Source organism: Alkalihalobacillus trypoxylicola (genome assembly GCF_001590785.1).
Classification (GTDB): Bacteria; Bacillota; Bacilli; order Bacillales; family Bacillaceae_D; genus Alkalihalobacillus; species Alkalihalobacillus trypoxylicola.
This window is the reverse complement of the sequence record NZ_LTAO01000023.1, coordinates 336992-355511: the sequence shown is the minus strand read 5'-3', so window position 1 is coordinate 355511 and position 18520 is coordinate 336992. Positions and strand designations below refer to the sequence as shown.

Genomic DNA, 18520 nt, shown 5'->3' with positions numbered 1-18520 from the left:
CTATTTAAGCGACCTTATGTTCTTGAAATTTAAAAGAGTATATTAAAACCCTCTATTAAGCAATTTTCAACCATATACGAAGAAAGGGGATGAGACAATACTCATGAACGAATGTTACCTCGCATGTTAGGTGCCCAGCTGTTCGCTCCGCCAGGACACTTCGTCTGGTGGGTTGCTGCAGAATGAACTTTTTTTAAAGGTGGACTTCGGCATGCCGCTTCCTCCCGCTGAAGTCTCCATTCTTTGTGTCGCTAGCTTACGCCTTTCACAGGGAATCTACCCTTTCAAAAAAAAACCTCCTTTTTTTACAAGGAGGGTTTCATGGTTCGTTCTTGATGTTTGCATCCGATTTTAAAACAAGTTTTGTCCCGGTCTCTATGAACCTGTGACTTTGCACAGACTTTATACTATGGTTGTCTAATGGTTTTTAAAGCTGTTGACCAGCTGATTACTTGAGTTAACATAAGGTTGATGTTATCAAGGTGCAGGTCAGCAGGTTTGAAGGTTGTAAATTGTTCAAAATCCGTAAATAAAGAGAGTGTAGGATGTGTGCGAACATCTGCGATCATTAATTCACCCATAATCGTTCTTAGGTGCTCTGCAGCACGCGCTCCACCTGTGGAACCATAACTAACAATTCCAGCCGCTTTATTTTGCCAAGCTTCTCTTGCGAAATCGATCGCATTTTTAAGTGCTCCACTAATACTATGATTATATTCAGAAACGATAAAAACAAAACCATCCATTTCGTTAAGTTTTTCATTCCATTTGGCAATTCCAGGCTCACTACCATCAGTCGTGCCTAAGAAAGGTAAATGATAATCTGCAATATCAATAATTTCAAATGCTGCTTCTTTATGCTCACTGGCAATATCCTTTACCCAATTACCAACTTGAGGACTTACTCTTCCTTCACGTGTACTTCCAAGAATAATACCAATTTTCAATTTATCGCTCATATTTATCGCTCCTATTTAATGGCTTATTTTAATTATGATTTCTTACTAAACTAATCATATAACTAAAGGATAAGAAATAGAAGTAGGCACTTTATTGTATTATAGTATCCTTAATGATACTTTGACTGATGTCTATGTAGATTGGGCCATTCAAATATAGTATAATAACTCTGAAAATTCTATAAGTTCGGAGGGAGCTAGTTGAAATTTAAGACAGTCAAAACGCTGTTAATCCTTATGTTTTTTGTCCTTTATATTCGTTTATTTAGTTGGTTTTACAATACATGGGACATTTTCAGCAAGGAGCATAACTTTTTTTCTTTAATCTTTGCCATTGTGTTTGCTGTTTTATCCTATGTACTAGCAAAGCTATCCGTTTCTTTCGTAATAACGACTATTAAAGAAGGTAGGGACATTTAAAACATTTAATGTTCTTTTAGTTGCTTTGGAGATACTCCTGTTATTTTCTTAAAAGCTTTGTAGAAGGCTGAATAATCATGAAATCCTACTGAATGAGATGCATCAAGTGCCGAATATCCAGAGGTTAATAATTCGCTAGCTTTCATGATTCTTTTATACGTAATATATTCAATCACTGTAAACCCAGTACTCTTTTTAAAAATGTGGCATAAATAATACTTATTAACATAAAATTGTTGCTCTAACAAATCTAATGTTATTTTTTCTTCTAGGTTTTTATTTATATATTCTAAAATGGCAATAATCTTATCGTCATGTTTTCTTAGCTCCTCTTTATTATTGTATTGGGCGATTTGATTATTTATTTTTATGAGCAGCTGAATAAAATAAGATTTAATTAAAATCGGAGTCTCTAGAGATTGTTCTCTAGAGGCTTTTTCAATGTTTTCCCAAAGAGTATCTATACCTGCATTTTTGACAAATGAAGCTGGAATGCGATTAAAATGACCTAATTTTCTATTTTCTATATGTGAAAGCATATTGTATTCGTCGATTTGATACGCAGAAATATATTCAGAGGTGAAATGGATAAATTTCCTTTCGTATGTGTGAGAAGAATTGAATACGATTCGATGAAGCTCCTTTGAGTTCGTCAAAATCATATCATGAGGAGAGAGCTGATAGGCTTGACCCTCTATATAGTAAGTTAAATCACCTGAAATAAAATAAAATAATTCATAGCAATCATGGATATGAGTGGCGACATCGACAGGCTTTTCTGTTTTCGTATGATTAAGATAGAAATGCGGGCTAAAGTGACGCAGTATAGGGGTATCCATTTTTTTGCCTCCTTTTAAGCTTTTTAAAACTAAAGCAAGATTTGCAATATAATGAGCAATAAAATCAATGATTATATGCTTAAGATAACATAGAATACTAACTAACAAAATATAAAAAAAGCCAAGTGGGAAGGGATGATAATATCGTGAATCAATTCGTTTGGTCAGCCTTCGCGGATGAAATTGATGAGGATTTAACTATTCAAATGGATGTTTTAGAAAGTCATGGTATTAAGCATATTGAGATGAGAGGTGTAAATGGAAGAAATTTTGTTTCATACTCTCTAGAAGAGGTTAAAGAAATTAAGAAAAAATTAGATGGGAGAGGCTTTAAATTGTCGGCAATCGGTTCTCCTATCGGGAAAATATCGATAACAGATGATTTTAAGCCCCATTTAGACTTATTTAAGCATACGATCGAAATTGCCGCGATCATGGGTTGCCAATATATTAGGATGTTTAGCTTTTTTATTCCTGCTGACGAGAACCCAGATCGTTATAAAGATGAGGTAGTGAGTCGTTGGAAACAGTTTCTAGAGGTTGCAAAAGGAAGAGGAATCATTCTTTTACATGAAAATGAGAAGGGTATTTTTGGGGATACTCCAGAGCGTTGTTTAGAACTTATGAAAGCGCTTCAATCGGAGAGGGTTTCGTTAATCTTCGACTTTGCCAATTTTGTTCAATGTGATGTGGAGGTTTTCCCTCACGCTTATGAATTATTAAAGGAAGAGATTTCTTATATCCATGTAAAAGACGCACTTTATGAAAATCATAAAGTGGTTCCTGCTGGAGAAGGAGATGGAAAGCTTAAGGAAGTTTTAAGTGAGTTAGCTCAAGATGGCTATGAAGGCTTTCTATCGTTAGAACCACACCTATGGGGGTTCAAGGGATTCGAAGATTTAGAGCCAAACTCTCCTGCAGTGAACTTACCAGAGGGAGATCAAAGGAATTTTGCTGTTGCTGTTCAAGCTTTGGGAAACATTTTAAAGGAAATAAAATCATAAAGGGGGAGTTTTATATGAAGCAAGTTCGAATAGGTATACTCGGGATAGGTAATATGGGCACGGGTCATGCCAAGAGCCTGCTAGCGAATTTGGTTCCACAAGCTAAATTAACTGCTATTTGCGATGTCAGTAAAAGTCGAGTTCAGTGGGCAAGGGATCATTGGGGGGGAAATGTGGCCTGTTATGATTCTCAAGAAGAATTCTATCAATCCAAAGATTTTGACGCTGTTATTATTGCTACAAGACATTACGATCACCCTCAAAATGCTATGGAAGCTTTGAAGAGTGGTTATCACACGCTCATAGAGAAGCCGGCAGGAGTTTATACAAAAGCTGTTCGTGAAATGAATTCGGTAGCTGAGAAAAGCGATAAGGTGTTTGCCATTATGTATAACCAAAGAACAAACCCAATTTATCTGAAGCTAAAGGAGCTAATAGATGCTGGTGAATTAGGAGAGTTGAAACGCTCTATCTGGATTATTACAAATTGGTACCGTTCGCAAAGCTATTATGATGCAGGAGGCTGGAGAGCCACTTGGGCTGGTGAAGGTGGAGGTGTTCTCCTCAATCAAGATCCACATCAGCTTGATTTGTGGCAATGGATATGCGGAATGCCAAAAAGGGTGCGCTCGTTTATGTCATTTGGTAAATACAGAAATATAGAAGTAGAGGACGATGTGACAGCCTATGTTGAGTATGAAAATGGTGCAACTGGATTGTTTGTTACAACTACAGGAGAAGCACCTGGAACGAATAGATTGGAGATTACTGGGGACAAAGGAAAAATAGTTGTGGAAGATGATAAGTTAACTTTTTGGCGTTTGCGAGTTCCAGAATCTCAATTTAATCGTGATTTTAAAGGTGGATTTGGAAGTCCTGAATGCTGGAAATGTGAAATTCCGACAACAGGTGAGAATTTACAGCATATCGGTATTATGAGAAATTGGGTAGATTCGATTCAAAATGGAACAAAGCTGTTAGCTCCAGGGATAGAAGGCATCCATGGATTAACGATTTCAAATGCAATGCATTTATCAGCATGGACGGACGATTGGGTTAACATTCCGTTTGATGAGGATTTATTTTATGAAAAGCTTCAAGAAAAGATTTCCTCATCGACCTTTAATAAAAGTGAAAGTGAGAATCAAACACTTGATGTAACAGGAACTTATTAAATTCTAGGAGGGAACAATATGAAAGAGACTTTCCAAAATCCGATATTACCAGGCTTTTACCCTGATCCTTCTATATGTAGAGTAGAAGATGATTATTATTTAGTAACCTCAACCTTCGCTTATTTTCCAGGGGTGCCTATTTTTCATAGTAAGGATTTAGTTAATTGGGAGCAAATCGGCCATGTCCTTGATCGGCCTTCTCAGTTACCTTTGAAGGGAGCCAAGCATTCTGGAGGAATATTTGCACCAACGATCCGTCATCATAATGGTGTTTTTTATATGATTACGACCAATGTCACTTATGGAGGGAACTTTATTGTGACAGCAACCGATCCAAGAGGGCCGTGGTCAGATCCTCATTATTTAGAAGCGCCAGGAATTGATCCTTCTCTCTTTTTTGATGATGATGGTAAAGCTTACTACACAGGTACAAGACCGGCACCTGAAGGTGAAAAATATAGTGGGAACTGGGAGATTTGGCTACAAGAAATAGACATACAATCATTTAAATTAGTAGGTGAATCTTATGGTCTATGGAGGGGTGCTCTTCGAGATGTTATTTGGCCAGAAGGTCCGCACATTTATAAGATAAATGGTTATTACTATTTATTGATTTCAGAGGCAGGAACTGGTCACCAGCATGCGGTATCTGTAGCAAGAAGTGAAAAGATTAATGGCGACTACACTGGTAATCCTAGTAATCCAATCCTTACCCACCGACATTTTGGTAGAGATTATCCCGTGGTAAATGTCGGTCATTGTGATATCGTTCAAACTCAAAATGGGGAATGGTGGGCTGTAGGTTTAGCGTCGAGAATTTATGGTGGATATTATCGTAATTTAGGAAGAGAAACCTTTTTATTTCCACTCATTTGGGAAGATGGCTGGCCTATTATGAGCCCGGGCACTGGAAAGCTAGAAGAGCATTACGCCATTCCTAAACTTCCTAAAGCGGAGACATCGAAAGTGACTCCAAGTGCCTGCGATCATTTTGATAGTGATCAATTAGATTTAGAGTGGAATTTTTTGAGAACTCCTACAGAGGATTTTTATAGTTTAAAAGACAAAGAAGGCTATCTATCATTAAAGCTTAGACCTGAAATGATTTCGGAAAAAGTGAATCCTAGTTTTATCGGAAGAAGACAGCAGCATATTCATTTTTCTGCATCAACCGTAATAGAGTTTTCTCCAAAAAATGAATTTGAATCGGCAGGTATGGTAGTCATTCAAAGTAATGAATATCACTATACTTTTTTACTGTCAAAGTTAAAAGATGATTTCGTTATTCGACTCACAAAATGCGAAGCTGGAGAGGAAACCATACTTCAAGAGGAGAAGATTTCTCAAGAAAAGCTTTATTTGAAAATAGAAGCAGAGGAACAAAATTATCATTTCTATTATAGTGAGGATTCTAAAGACTATAAGCCTTTAAAACGAAATGTCGATGGAAGAATATTAAGCACAGATGTGGCTGGAGGATTTGTTGGAACAGAAATTGGGTTATATGCCAGCTCCAACGGTCAAGAAAGTCAAAACAACGCTTATTTCGATTGGTTTGAATATGTTGGGAAATAGTAAGGATATAATAGTATCATGACAAAGGGGAGATGGAGTGGACTTGGACTTCATCTCACTTTTTGTTTAATAAACGTTCATAGAATCCTGTTGAACCTTCCTTAAGCGTAAAAAGCCGGCGACCTTTTCTAATGGTTACCGGCTTTTTTTGTTATAGGTGGGTTTTATTGATGGTTTTCTAGCTTTACATTTTCTTGCAAAGTCGTATCTCTAATGATTAATTTAGTGGCAACATAGACGGTTTTACTAATTTTACGTCCATGAACCATTCGCTCCATTATTAAATCTACTGCGGATTCACCTAGAAGCTCTGTTTCAATCCTAACGGTGCTAATTGGAGGAAAGATATATTTAGATACACTAATGTCATTAATACTGATGAGACTCACTCTATCTGGTATAGAAATCTTTTCCTCCTGTAACGCTCTAATCGCTCCTATTGCCATAGAATCATTACTAATATAAAAAGCAGTTGGAAGCTCGTTCCCTAATTCGGCAATCGCTCTTTTCATTAAGCGGTAGCCTGCATTAACCGTGAAGGATTGAACGAAAATGTACTTCTCATTCAGTAAATCCTTCTCACTCATATATTTTCTATAATACATTTCACGCTTTTCTTGAATGGGAGGTTTATTATGTAGGAATGTTTGTAATCCACCCAAAAAACCAATATGGTTATGTCCAGTTCCAATAAAGTAGTCTAATATCTGACTCGATACCTTTTTGAAATCCACCAAAACGGCATCGCAGTCATCACTTGTATAATAAGAATCTATAATAACGATATTAGGTGAAATTTCCTTTAGAGAATCTATTTGTTCTTCAAACGTATCTCCAACAACAATGATTCCATCTATATCGTTGGGGATACTGGTATAATCATTCTTTAGAAACTTTAAAAGTTGTATGTTATGCTGCTCAGCTCGCTCTTCGATACCGTGGCGAATGCCCATATAGTAAACATCATCTAATTCTTCTTGCTCTGTTTTAATATGAATGAATGCAACCTTTTTTAATAATTGAGATTTTTTTCTCTTCTTAGTATAAGAAAGCTCTTCTGCAACTTTGAATATTTCCTTTTTGGTTGTATCTCCTACTGATAAGCTGGGGTCGTAATTTAAGACCCTTGATACAGTTGTATTAGACACCCCAACCCTTCTCGCTATGTCTTTTATGGTAGCCATTTTCAACTCCTTCTTTAATCCTGTCATTTTGTTTGTATCTTCTAAAGTTAAAGTAAACGATTAGAATGAAATAGTCAATAAAACAAAAATTATTTAGTAAATGTTTACCTAATCGATTAAGGTTTTATTATTTTTATGCAGAAAAATTGATAGAAATCAGGGTTTTAATTACTGTCTTTCTATATTTACTGATCTTAATCGGTTTCATTCAGTAAATATTTACTTGACTTTTATTGAGAGTTTCATTTAACATTTTTGTATAAGCGCTTACAATCAGAAATTTTAAAAAGTTTAGTTATTTCGTTTTTTAAGTGAGTGAATTTCATAATTGCTCTATAAGTGAATGAAACCGAACGTTCATTATAAAATGTGAATTGAATGTTTTTGAATTTCTTGTTGATTGATTGTAACGGTAGGTAGCGACCCCCGAAGGATCAGCGCAGTCTGAAGATCCACTCTGACGACGCTCTGTATAGTCAGAGTTAGCTGAAGGCAAGCCCTTGGGAAAGCATCTACCTAAAGTGAAAATCAAAAACTAAATCAATCGGTTTTCATTATGAGTAATGAATGATGAAATTGATTCACATAGGTATTAAGAAAGATTTCTTGCAAAACGAGAGGAGAGAACTTATGAAAAAGATGATGACGTTATTAATAGTTAGCTTGTTATGTACCGCCATTTTAGGGGCTTGTGGGAACGAAGATAGTAGCACTCAAGAAGATGGTGATGTGGTCACGCTTACCTTATGGAATCGTTATGCAGAGCTTAGGGGTGGGCTAGATGAATTTATAAGTAAGTTTGAAGAAGAATACCCGCATATAAAAATTGATCGACAGGAAACTCCTAGTGATACAGCTGAAACTCAATTAAGGACAGCGTTATCAGAGGGGACTTTACCTGATATGTGGACAAACACGGTTGAGTTAAAGGAATTAGTAGGTATTGATGCTGTAAAAGATTTAGATGAGGTTTTTACAGATGAAGTGAGGGAGCTTTTTCACGAAGGGTCATTCTTTGAAAACGGGACAACCTCTGAAGGAGTTGTCTATGGATTTCCGTTAGCTTCACCTAGAAGTAAAGCAATGATGACTTATTATAATTTGGATGTTTTAGAAGAGTTAGGGTTAACAGAAGATGATGTACCTACCACTTGGGATGATTTTGAACAAATCGGTCAAGAAATTCTTGAGCGTTCTGGGGGAGCTATTTATCCTCTAATATGGAATAATCCAGGCTGGGCAAATGAACAATTGGTCTCTATGATGGGTACGGCAATTAGTCCAGAAACTCCATGGAATTATGACTTTATCGAAGGGGAACCTTCACTTATGACAGAAGGTAAATTAGAAGCTACCTATTGGTTGAAAGATATGTTAGATCAAGGGATTATGGCTCCAGAAAGTGTAGAAATTGGTTTAGGAGAGTCTGAAGCTATATTTTCAATTGGAGGGGCAGCATTTTTATTTAGTGGTGATTGGGTTGGTAGGCAGCTAACGGAAGAAAATGATTTTCATAATTGGGGAGTTGCTCCATTGCCAACAAAGGATGGAGAACCTTATTATTATCGAGCCAGTTCAGAAGCTAGTAGTATACAGGTGAGTAATGATACAGAAAATTGGGAGGAAATTAAGCTCTTTTTAGAGTATGCGGTAGAGCATTTCCATGAGGATGTTTATGTGAATACAGGTGCTGGTATCCCGGCGAAAATGAACGTTGAAGGTACTCCTCCGTTTGAGCAGTATCATGCAATAGGAGAATTACAAGAACAATTGTCTATACCTGTACCGATTCCTGGTGAATTAAATCCAGCTACGATCCAATTCCAACGAGACTTATCCTCTCGATTAGAGGTGAGTGGGATTGGAGAGGCACTTGTTGGTTATTTAACTAATAATATTTCCGATCTAGAAGCGGCCTTAGGACAAATTGAAAATAACGTGAAAGACCATTTCTTTGATTTATTAGAGGAAAATGATGAAGTATCACAGGATGATTTCACTTATCCAAATTGGGAGCCGTTTGTCCCGTATACGAATGACATGTATGAAGAATTAAGGTAAATTTCATTTCACGATAATTATAACGTCACTATAGTCAGTAGCTTTGGCTATAGTGATTTATTTACAGATAGTCTTCATTTTCACAATTAGAGTAATGATTCATGTGCTTAGTGAAATGACTTTTATATGGACACTTTTGAATAGAGGGAGTGGATGTGTAACATGTCTAATACAAAACTAAATAAAGAGGACGGTTCGATGCATTTGGCAGATAGTAAAAAGGGTACATTAAATGTGCAAAAAAGGAAAAAGGCAATATGGGCGTATATTTTCCTTGCTCCACAAATTATTGTATTTTTTGTTTTTTCTGCATATCCAATTGTTATGAGCTACATATACTCTTTTTATGACTGGACGGGAATCGGCCCATTAAATAATTTTGTAGGACTGGGTAACTATATCCAATTATTAAATTCACCAAGGTTTTGGAACTCTTTAGTCGTTTCTATTTATTATATTGTCGGAACTACGGTGATTGGTGTAGGGGTTGCTTTAATATTAGCGATTATTTTAAATGATGCGAAGCTAAAAGGGAGGGGCATTTATCGAGTCATATACTTTTTACCGGTAGTAACGACAACAGCAATTGTCGGAATTATCATGAGTAATTTATTTGGGATAAGAGGTCTTGTGAATCAGCTTCTTCTTCAATTAAATATTATATCAACACCTATCACTTGGTTAACTGAGGGGACTTTAGCTTTAATGATTCTGATAGTCGTTGGTGCTTGGAAAGGGCTTGGAATTAATATGGTTTATTGGTTAGCTGGTCTTCAGTCGATCCCCCATGACCTGTATGAGTCCGCCCAGTTAGATGGAGCGGGTTTCTGGAGGACGCTATGGTACATTACCTTGCCTTTATTAAAGCCAATGATGATGGTTATTATCCTGCTCTCATTAGTAAGTGGTGTAAATGCCTTTGATTTAGTCAAAACACTTACAGATGGAGGTCCAAATTTTGCAACAGAAACGCTAGATTTATTCATTTACAATTTTGCCTTTACAAGTCAATTTGGTGGAGGAACTACTAGAATGGGCTACGCCTCTGCGGCAGGGGTTTTATTAGGAATTTTTACTTTTATTATTAGTACCGTTTTTGGAGCTGCTGCATTTGGGAAAAATTTAATGAAGCGTAGAATGAAAGTTGAACCAAAGGGTGGTGTTCACAAATGATTACAACAAAATCAGCACGCCTTATGATCCATATATTTTTAATTGCTTTCGGGATCATATGGATATACCCATTTATTTGGATGGTCTTTTCCTCGTTAAAGACTAATAGAGAGTTTCTGACAAGCGGAACGACTTTATTGCCAGAGGTCCCACAATGGGAGAATTTTTATAGAGCTTGGGAGACCGCTAACTTTTCAGGTTACTTTGTGAATACCGTGATTTTCACGATTGCAACGGTAATTATTGTCATAGTGCTGTCTGCCCTTACAGGCTATGTATTGGGTAGAATAGACTTTCCTGGTCGAAAAGTAATCCTTATTATCGTAGTAGCGATTATGTTCATACCAAAAGGCTATACGATTATTCCTCTCTTTAAAATCGTTAGCTTTTTGGGGTTGCAAGATTCGATATTAGGAATGATTGTAGCTGAATCATCGGGTGCACATGTGCTCTTTATTTTAATGTTTGCTTCCTTCTTTGCTAATATACCGAAAGAGCTTGAAGAGGCTGCAGAAATTGATGGTGCGGGGTTCTTAACCGTATTTTGGAAGGTCATGCTTCCTCTAAGTATGCCAATTGTAGCAACGACAGCGATTATGCAGTTTATTTGGACTTGGAGCTCGTTCTTAATTCCTCTTGTATTGTCAATTAGTCGTCCAGAAATCCGAACGTTAGCGGTTGGGATGCAAAGCTTTGTCGGGACATATGCAACGGATTTTGCCGGAATGGCAGCAGGGGCAACGATATCTTTGCTTCCTGTCATGTTCATCTTTATTATTATGCAACGCTATTTTATAGAGGGTATTGCTGGAGCTGTCAAAAACTAAGGGAGTCTTAATAGACTCCTTTGTTTTCTATTAAATTAATCCTACAGAGGTGTGTGCTAAATGAATATCTTCTCATTAGATTCTAAGCTTTATAAACTTACTGTTTGGATGATGCGCTTAGCCTATGTTAATGTTTTATGGCTCTTTTTTTCATTATTAGGTCTAGTCATTTTGGGTTTTTTTCCATCAACGATTTCAATGTTTACGATAGTGAGGCATTGGATAAAGGGAAAAGAAGATTTTCCTATATGGAGTACCTTTTGGAAAAGCTATAAGCAATCCTTTTTAAAAGTCAATTTGTGGGCGCCGATTATCGTAGGGATTGGTTACATCCTTTACCGTAACCTTATATTCTTTGTTGAAATGAATAATCAAGTTGGAGGTTTATTATTCTATCTATCTATAGCATTAGCTATTTTTTACTTGTTATTCGTAGCTTTCCTAATTCCTGTCTATGTCCACTTTGATATTAAAGGCTTAGAGATTTTTAAATATAGCTTTATCATTAGCGTCTCGTATCCGATACAGTCCTTTTATATCGTTCTAACTTCTGTAGTGATCATCTACTTGTCTAGTGTATTTCCGGCTGTTGCTCCCTTCTTCTCAGGGAGTATTCTCAGTTTACTAGTTATGAGATTTGCTTACGTGGTTTTTATGAAAATAGAAAGTAAAAATAGAAAGCAATCAAAACAAGAAATCTCTTTGAATAATCGCTAATCATAACTTAGATGAGTGAATTTCATAATTGCTCTATAAATGAATAAAACAGAACGTTTCTTATAAAATATGTTTTAAACGTTTGCAATTTACTTCTTGATTGAAACGGTAGGTAGTGACTCCCAAAGGAACAGCGCCGTTTGAAGATCCACTCTGACGAAGCTCTGCGTAATCAGAGTTAGCTGAAGACAAGCCCTTGGGAAAGCATCTACCTAAAGTGAAAATCAAAAACCTAATCGTTCAGTTTTCATTATAAAATTGATTCAAATAGAAAAAAGTGAAAAAAAGTTCTTGTATATCATAAAGAAATCTTATATAATCATTTTTAACTTGCGAATTATACAAATTTTTCAAAAATGATGAAGAGAAAAAGTAAGATATATCTATTTTTTACAGAAAGCTTCGGTAGCTGAGAAGAAGCAAAAATAAGTATCCGAAAAATGGCCTCTGAGTTTCTTGCTGAACGTATTGTAAAATATTATTAGGCTTCGACGAGTTTTGGTCCTCGTTATCAAGACCACAGTATAAAGGGGACATAATGTCACTCTCGTACTTGATGAGGCTGTTTTGTGTGAGCAAGCAGTAAAGTAAGGTGGTACCACGTGATGACAACACGTCCTTATCCTAATTTAGGATAAGGACGTGTTTTTTTATATTTAAAGGTAATGAAATGGAGGAATAAAGAATGAGCAAATTTTTAGTTTTACAATCTGATTTTGGAATAAGTGATGGGGCGGTAAGTGCGATGTATGGTGTAGCATTGTCCGTTGACCCCACGATAAGAATATTTGATTTAACCCACGACATTCCACAGTACAATATTTGGGATGGAGCGTATCGCCTCTACCAAACGGTGTCTTATTGGCCGGAAGGAACGGTTTTTGTTTCAGTGGTTGATCCTGGAGTTGGCTCTGAAAGACGAAGTGTTGTAGCGAAGACAGCAACAAATCAGTATATTGTAACCCCCGATAATGGAACTTTGACGCAAATTAAAAAGCAGCTAGGAATTGTCGAGGTAAGATTAATAGATGAAAAAGTAAACCGACTACCCCAATCTGGTGAATCCTACACGTTTCATGGAAGAGATGTTTATGCATTTACTGGGGCAAGGCTTTCAACAGGAGTCATATCATTTGAAGAAGTCGGTCCTAAAGTCGATGTTGAATCAATAGTCGAATTAACTGTAGTGGAAGCTAAATTAGAAGAAGATAAGGTAATTGGGACTATTGATATACTTGATATTCGTTTTGGGAATTTATGGACTAATATAAATAGAGAGCTTTTTAAAGAATTAGATATTAAATATGGAGATTCCTTTGAGGTGTTAATTGAAAATAATACTCGCCAAGTATATAGAAATATTATGACTTATGGTCGTTCTTTTGCAGATAGTCATCTGGGAGAGCCATTACTTTATGTTAATTCGCTTGATAAAATAGGTGTAGCCCTTAACCAAGGTTCTTTTGCTAAAGCGTATCATATTGAAACAGGTGTAAATTGGAGAATTTATATTCGGAAGATTCCGAAAGCTGGATTTTAAAAAGCTCAAAAAATAAGAAGGAGTGGTTAAAATGTTTAAAAATTTACTTTCTATTAAAACGATTGTCGCTATAGGTATTGGAGCAGCTGTATTTATCATTTTAGCTAAATTCGTTGCAATCCCATCACCTGTGCCGAATACCTCTATCCAAACGGCCTATGCATTTCTAGCGCTTATGGCGGTTGTGTTTGGTCCTATTGCTGGAGCCTTAATCGGCCTTATTGGTCATGCCCTTAATGATGCGATTACTTATGGTTCTATTTGGTGGAGCTGGGTCGCTGTATCGATGTTTGTCGGCTTTTTAATTGGACTATTGGCTAAGTTCTTTAGTATCGAATCTGGTATATTTAATACAAGTAAAGTCATTCGTTTTAATATTGTTCAAATCATTGCGCAAGGGATTGGTTGGTTTCTTATTGCCCCCACCCTTGATATACTCATATACGCTGAGCCTGCTAACAAGGTCTTTACCCAAGGTTTTGTAGCTGGAATATCGAACATTATTACGGTTGGGGTGATTGGAACGATATTATTGCTAGCGTATGCGAAAACACGAAAGCAGGATAACAGTCTTCAAAAGGAACTGTAATAGTGTAATAGGAGATAATCATGAAAAAACCAGTCATTGAATTTAATCAATTTAGCTTTAAATATAATAGTCAAGTAGAGCCGACTCTCCATGAAATTAACATCACTATATATGAGGGTGAGAAAGTGTTAATAGTTGGTCCGTCAGGCTCTGGAAAAAGTACAATTGGTCAGTGTATAAATGGACTTGTTCCTTTTTCGTACAAAGGTGAAGTGACTGGAAGCCTTAAAGTATTAGGGAAAGACGCAAAGGAATTAGATATTTTTACTCTATCTAAAATGGTAGGAACTGTTTTGCAGGACCCTGACGGACAGTTTATAGGGCTAACAGTAGGAGAAGACATTGCTTTTGCTTTAGAGAATGATGGGACTGAACAAAAGGAAATGATCGAAATCGTTCATGAAGTCGCAAAAATGGTAGAAATGGATGGGCATCTCCGTTCTTCCATTCATGAGCTTTCAGGTGGTCAAAAACAAAAGGTTTCATTAGGTGGAGTAATGGTTGATCAGGTAGACATATTACTATTTGATGAACCACTAGCGAATTTAGATCCAGCAACGGGTAAGCATGCAATAGAGCTCATTGACCGTATTCATAAAGAAACTAATACAACCATTGTTATGATTGAACACCGTTTGGAGGATGTTCTTCATTGTGAGGTAGATCGCATTATTGTGGTGTCTGATGGTCGAATTGTAGCAGATGCTTCGCCTGACACTCTTCTAACTACCTCTATTTTAGAGAAAAGTAATATACGAGAGCCACTTTACCTAAAAGCGGTTAAATATGCTGGTTGCCAGATTACAGAAAATATGCGGCCTGCTTCACTGACCGATTTTGATGTTCAATCATGTAAAAAGCAACTACATGATTGGTATAAAAAGATGACGTTTCAGTTGGAGAAGAAGGAAGCAGAGCCCGTTTTAGAAGTAGAAAATCTCTGTTTTACTTATAAAAATGGTAGGCCGGTCATTGATAACATTTCCTTTTCGGTAGATAAGGGGGAAATGATTAGTATTGTAGGACGAAATGGGGCAGGCAAATCAACATTAACGAAACTAATCTGTGGGTTCGAAAAGGTCAATGAAGGACGGATTCTTTTGTCAGGGCAAGAAATTACAAACGATTCTATTAAGAAACGTTCTTTGCAGATTGGGATGGTCATGCAAAATCCAAATCATATGATTTCAAAAAATATGATTTTTGACGAAATTGCTTTAGGTTTAAAAAACAGAGGAATAGAAGAGTCAGAAATTAAAGAGCGAGTAGAAAAAACGCTGAAAGTTTGCGGTCTTTATCCTTATCGTAATTGGCCCATTTCAGCTTTAAGTTTTGGTCAGAAAAAAAGAGTAACAATAGCGTCGATATTGGTCTTAGAGCCAGACATCCTTATTTTAGACGAGCCCACTGCTGGCCAGGATTTGAAGCATTATACAGATATTATGGAGTTTTTAGTAGAATTAAATGAAAAAGGACAAACGATTTTAATTATTACTCACGATATGCATTTGATGCTAGAATATACACCTAGAGCAATCGTTATTGAAGAGGGTAAAAAGATAGGTGACCATGCATCATCCTTTATCTTAACAGAACCTACTATAATACAAAGAGCTAATTTAAAAGAGACCTCCTTATTTGAACTGGCTAAAAGAGCTGAAATAAAAAATCCACAGCATTTTGTCGATTCTTTTATTTCCTATGATAGGGAGGTCAGAAAAAAATGGCTGTAGAGATGTTATCTTATATTGAAAGAAAGTCTCCGATTCATCAGCTTACAGGTGTCACAAAGCTTCTATGTTTTATTTTATGGTCAACAGCTGCCATGCTTACGTATGATACTAGAATTTTAGCTTTTCTGTTTGTATTAGGAATTTATATATTTATTTTATCTAAAGTAAAGGTAAAAGAAGTGTCGTTTATCTTAATTTTTATCTTAATATTCCTTTTACTAAATAATATTGCGATTTATTTATTCTCCCCCCAAGAGGGAGTGGCCATCTACGAGAGTAATACGGTTTTGTTTGAACTTTTTGGACGCTACAATTTGACACTGGAGCAAATCTTTTATCAAGTGAACATTACTTTGAAATATTTAACCGTTATTCCAGTGGCTCTCTTATTTATTGTGACTACCAATCCGAGTGAGTTTGCGGCATCCATGAATAAAATGGGCATAAGCTACCGAATATCTTATAGTGTAGCATTAGCGCTCCGTTATATTCCGGATGTACAAAGAGATTTTAGAAATATAGCGCAATCTCAACAGGCGCGAGGATTAGATATGTCGAGTAATGAAAAGTGGCCAAAGAGGATTAAGAATGCAGCAACGATTATCATCCCCTTAATTTTATCTAGTCTAGAAAAGATAGACACGATTAGTCATGCGATGGAGCTACGTGGTTTTGGAAAAAATAAAAAAAGAACCTGGTATAGCTTACGCCCCTTTAAAAAAAGTGATTACCTGACCATCATAGCATTTATTCTGCTATTTATTCTCACCATTTTGATTACTTTTTATGATGGTAGTCGTTTTTATAATCCGTTTATTTAATAATAAGAGCTTGTCGCCATTTCTTTTTTTATAAAGGAGAATAATAAAATTATAAAGCGAGTCTGAGTTCATCTTCGGACTCGTTTTTTGTGCTTTTTTTATGGTTTCTTATCCTGTGGAAACATTTTCACTTTTTTATATCTCTTAAATAGTTTATAATTATCAGATAATACAATTATTAAATGGTAGATATTCTTTACACATAAGAGTATGATGACATAGTAGAGATTAAAGGTGTCATGTTAAACGAACTCTGAATACACATACATGATAGATGATACAATGAACCTATTATTTTTTTTTGTAAATTAGGGAAAAAGGAAGGTTAGCATGAGTAACGATCGAAATCAATCAGATATTATTTTAATTGGTGCAGGAGTCATGAGTGCAACACTAGGGTCTTTATTAAAAGAGCTAGCGCCGGATTGGAATATTAAGGTTTTTGAGAAGCTATCAAGCCCAGGTGAGGAAAGTTCAAATGAGTGGAATAATGCAGGAACGGGTCATGCAGCTCTTTGTGAGTTAAATTATACATCTGAAAAACCAGATGGTTCAATAGATATTACAAAAGCTATAAAAGTGAACGAGCAGTTTCAAGTTTCGTTACAATTTTGGTCTTATCTTGTACAAAATAATTTAATCCGAAATCCTCAGGATTTTATTATGCCGATTCCACATATGAGCTTTGTAAAAGGGGCAAATAATGTTGATTTTTTAAAAAGGCGATTGGAAGCGTTATCGCAAAATCCTCTTTTCGAAGGTATGGAATTTTCAAGCGATCCTGAAACATTAAAAGAGTGGATACCCGTTATGATGGAGGGGCGCTCTCTAGATGAACCTGTTGCAGCTACTAAGATTGACTCAGGTACAGATGTGAATTTTGGTGCTCTTACGAGAATGCTATTTGATCATCTTGAAGAGGAAGGTGTTCAAGTTCATTATCAACATGCGGTTAAGGATTTGAAAAAAGCTAATGATGGTTCATGGCAAGTAAAGGTACAAAATATAAATTCAGGACAAACGGATGTCCACACTGCAAAATTTGTCTTTATTGGTGGCGGTGGCGGAAGTATACATCTGCTACAAAAAACCGGAATTCCAGAATCTAAGCAAATTGGTGGCTTCCCTGTTAGTGGTCTATTTATGGTGTGTAATAATCCGGAAATTGTTGAAAAGCATCATGCAAAGGTATATGGAAAAGCAAAGGTCGGTGCGCCACCGATGTCCGTCCCACATATTGATACAAGGTATATTCAAAATAAGAAATCATTATTATTTGGTCCATTTGCAGGCTTCTCTCCAAAGTTTTTAAAAACGGGTTCAAACATGGATTTAATTCGTTCGGTAAACTTAGGAAACGTTTTGACTATGCTGGCTGCTGGTGTAAAAGAACTGTCGCTCACAAAGTACTTAATTCAGCAAGTATTATTGTCTAATGAAAAAAGAATGGAAGAATTACGCGAATTTATTCCAGATGCCAAAATGGAAGATTGGGAAATAATAGTGGCAGGACAACGGGTTCAAGTTATTAAGGATACACCTGCTGGGAAAGGTACTCTACAATTTGGGACAGAGGTAGTAAGCTCAGCCGATGGTTCAGTTGCTGCATTGTTAGGTGCTTCTCCTGGAGCTTCAACAGCTGTTCAAGTAATGTTAGAGGTATTAGAGAAATGTTTCCCTCAGCATATAGATGAGTGGTCACCAAAGATTAAAGAAATGATTCCTTCATATGGACAATCTTTAATGAATGATGAGGAGCTTTTAAGAGAGGTTCATGCTCATACTAGTCAAACGCTTGAACTAAGCAAAAAAAAAGTACAAAAACTAGCATATATTTAAATCCAAAGAAATAATGAGAAAAAAGCTGTCTAAACAGCTTTCAGACCTTAGCCAAAACGCCTTT

At 36.3% G+C, this 18520-nt stretch carries 16 protein-coding genes and 1 other annotated feature; of the genes, 13 read left to right on the top strand and 3 right to left on the bottom strand.

What is annotated here, in order from left to right; genetic code table 11:
* Positions 1-407 precede the first annotated feature (407 nt).
* Positions 408-959, bottom strand: a complete 552-nt coding sequence (locus tag AZF04_RS14235; RefSeq protein WP_061949299.1) for an NADPH-dependent FMN reductase — start codon at positions 957-959, stop codon at positions 408-410.
* A gap of 201 nt (positions 960-1160) precedes the next feature.
* Here AZF04_RS14235 and AZF04_RS14230 point away from each other — a divergent pair, with 201 nt between their 5' ends.
* A complete protein-coding gene (locus tag AZF04_RS14230; RefSeq protein WP_061949298.1) occupies positions 1161-1379 on the top strand; it encodes a hypothetical protein in 219 nt (72 codons plus the stop codon).
* Positions 1380-1384: 5 nt separating this feature from the next.
* Here AZF04_RS14230 and AZF04_RS14225 read toward each other — a convergent pair whose 3' ends face one another.
* Positions 1385-2218 (bottom strand): AraC family transcriptional regulator, encoded by an 834-nt coding sequence (locus AZF04_RS14225; protein WP_045478641.1) that lies wholly within the window; start codon positions 2216-2218, stop codon positions 1385-1387.
* Positions 2219-2364: 146 nt separating this feature from the next.
* Between AZF04_RS14225 and AZF04_RS14220 the strand changes: the two genes are divergently transcribed.
* From AZF04_RS14220 to AZF04_RS14210, 3 genes are read left to right on the top strand one after another with little or no spacing between them, the layout of a single operon-like run.
* The gene (locus AZF04_RS14220) at positions 2365-3222 is read left to right on the top strand and encodes a sugar phosphate isomerase/epimerase family protein (protein ID WP_061949297.1); all 858 of its coding nucleotides are present in this window, start codon (positions 2365-2367) and stop codon (positions 3220-3222) included.
* 14 nt (positions 3223-3236) lie between these two features.
* Entirely contained in the window at positions 3237-4397 is a 1161-nt protein-coding gene (locus AZF04_RS14215; RefSeq protein WP_061949296.1) for a Gfo/Idh/MocA family protein, read from the top strand.
* 18 nt (positions 4398-4415) lie between these two features.
* Entirely contained in the window at positions 4416-5972 is a 1557-nt protein-coding gene (locus AZF04_RS14210; RefSeq protein WP_061949295.1) for a glycoside hydrolase family 43 protein, read from the top strand.
* 164 nt (positions 5973-6136) lie between these two features.
* On the opposite strand, the gene AZF04_RS14205 is transcribed toward AZF04_RS14210, so the two are convergent.
* On the bottom strand, positions 6137-7156 hold the full coding sequence (locus tag AZF04_RS14205) for a LacI family DNA-binding transcriptional regulator (protein WP_061949294.1): 1020 nt from the start codon (positions 7154-7156) through the stop codon (positions 6137-6139).
* A gap of 630 nt (positions 7157-7786) precedes the next feature.
* Here AZF04_RS14205 and AZF04_RS14200 point away from each other — a divergent pair.
* From AZF04_RS14200 to AZF04_RS14160, 9 genes are all read left to right on the top strand, one after another.
* Positions 7787-9217: an ABC transporter substrate-binding protein gene (locus AZF04_RS14200; protein WP_061949293.1), complete on the top strand. Its 1431-nt coding sequence runs from the start codon at positions 7787-7789 to the stop codon at positions 9215-9217.
* A gap of 162 nt (positions 9218-9379) precedes the next feature.
* Complete coding sequence (locus tag AZF04_RS14195; protein WP_161485268.1) at positions 9380-10390, top strand: carbohydrate ABC transporter permease; 1011 nt, start codon at positions 9380-9382, stop codon at positions 10388-10390.
* Positions 10387-11217 carry a carbohydrate ABC transporter permease gene (locus AZF04_RS14190; RefSeq protein ID WP_061949291.1) on the top strand — a complete coding sequence of 277 codons (831 nt, stop codon included), beginning with the start codon at positions 10387-10389 and terminating at the stop codon, positions 11215-11217. Before AZF04_RS14195 ends, AZF04_RS14190 begins: the two co-directional genes overlap by 4 nt.
* A gap of 60 nt (positions 11218-11277) precedes the next feature.
* Positions 11278-11934: a YesL family protein gene (locus tag AZF04_RS14185; protein WP_061949290.1), complete on the top strand. Its 657-nt coding sequence runs from the start codon at positions 11278-11280 to the stop codon at positions 11932-11934.
* A 350-nt stretch (positions 11935-12284) separates the two neighbouring features.
* Positions 12285-12558 (top strand) — a binding site (T-box leader).
* A gap of 61 nt (positions 12559-12619) precedes the next feature.
* Entirely contained in the window at positions 12620-13474 is an 855-nt protein-coding gene (locus AZF04_RS14180) for an SAM hydrolase/SAM-dependent halogenase family protein (protein WP_061949289.1), read from the top strand.
* Between the two features lie 31 nt (positions 13475-13505).
* A complete protein-coding gene (locus AZF04_RS14175) occupies positions 13506-14063 on the top strand; it encodes an ECF-type riboflavin transporter substrate-binding protein (protein ID WP_061949288.1) in 558 nt (185 codons plus the stop codon).
* Positions 14064-14083: 20 nt separating this feature from the next.
* Positions 14084-15796, top strand: coding sequence for an ABC transporter ATP-binding protein (locus AZF04_RS14170; protein WP_082795381.1), 1713 nt, complete (start codon positions 14084-14086; stop codon positions 15794-15796).
* Positions 15787-16617 carry an energy-coupling factor transporter transmembrane component T family protein gene (locus tag AZF04_RS14165; protein ID WP_061949287.1) on the top strand — a complete coding sequence of 277 codons (831 nt, stop codon included), beginning with the start codon at positions 15787-15789 and terminating at the stop codon, positions 16615-16617. Before AZF04_RS14170 ends, AZF04_RS14165 begins: the two co-directional genes overlap by 10 nt.
* Before the next feature lie 330 nt (positions 16618-16947).
* Complete coding sequence (locus AZF04_RS14160; RefSeq protein WP_045478595.1) at positions 16948-18456, top strand: malate:quinone oxidoreductase; 1509 nt, start codon at positions 16948-16950, stop codon at positions 18454-18456.
* The last annotated feature ends 64 nt before the right edge of the window (positions 18457-18520 follow it).

What these genes read in the sequence shown, in the direction of transcription:
- AZF04_RS14235 (WP_061949299.1), bottom strand. Translation starts at nt 959, where the DNA reads ATGAGCGATAAATTGAAAATTGGTATTATTCTTGGAAGTACACGTGAA.
- AZF04_RS14225 (WP_045478641.1), bottom strand. Translation starts at nt 2,218, where the DNA reads ATGGATACCCCTATACTGCGTCACTTTAGCCCGCATTTCTATCTTAAT.
- AZF04_RS14215 (WP_061949296.1), top strand. Translation starts at nt 3,237, where the DNA reads ATGAAGCAAGTTCGAATAGGTATACTCGGGATAGGTAATATGGGCACG.
- AZF04_RS14210 (WP_061949295.1), top strand. Translation starts at nt 4,416, where the DNA reads ATGAAAGAGACTTTCCAAAATCCGATATTACCAGGCTTTTACCCTGAT.
- AZF04_RS14205 (WP_061949294.1), bottom strand. Translation starts at nt 7,156, where the DNA reads ATGGCTACCATAAAAGACATAGCGAGAAGGGTTGGGGTGTCTAATACA.
- AZF04_RS14200 (WP_061949293.1), top strand. Translation starts at nt 7,787, where the DNA reads ATGAAAAAGATGATGACGTTATTAATAGTTAGCTTGTTATGTACCGCC.
- AZF04_RS14195 (WP_161485268.1), top strand. Translation starts at nt 9,380, where the DNA reads ATGTCTAATACAAAACTAAATAAAGAGGACGGTTCGATGCATTTGGCA.
- AZF04_RS14190 (WP_061949291.1), top strand. Translation starts at nt 10,387, where the DNA reads ATGATTACAACAAAATCAGCACGCCTTATGATCCATATATTTTTAATT.
- AZF04_RS14185 (WP_061949290.1), top strand. Translation starts at nt 11,278, where the DNA reads ATGAATATCTTCTCATTAGATTCTAAGCTTTATAAACTTACTGTTTGG.
- AZF04_RS14180 (WP_061949289.1), top strand. Translation starts at nt 12,620, where the DNA reads ATGAGCAAATTTTTAGTTTTACAATCTGATTTTGGAATAAGTGATGGG.
- AZF04_RS14175 (WP_061949288.1), top strand. Translation starts at nt 13,506, where the DNA reads ATGTTTAAAAATTTACTTTCTATTAAAACGATTGTCGCTATAGGTATT.
- AZF04_RS14170 (WP_082795381.1), top strand. Translation starts at nt 14,084, where the DNA reads ATGAAAAAACCAGTCATTGAATTTAATCAATTTAGCTTTAAATATAAT.
- AZF04_RS14165 (WP_061949287.1), top strand. Translation starts at nt 15,787, where the DNA reads ATGGCTGTAGAGATGTTATCTTATATTGAAAGAAAGTCTCCGATTCAT.
- AZF04_RS14160 (WP_045478595.1), top strand. Translation starts at nt 16,948, where the DNA reads ATGAGTAACGATCGAAATCAATCAGATATTATTTTAATTGGTGCAGGA.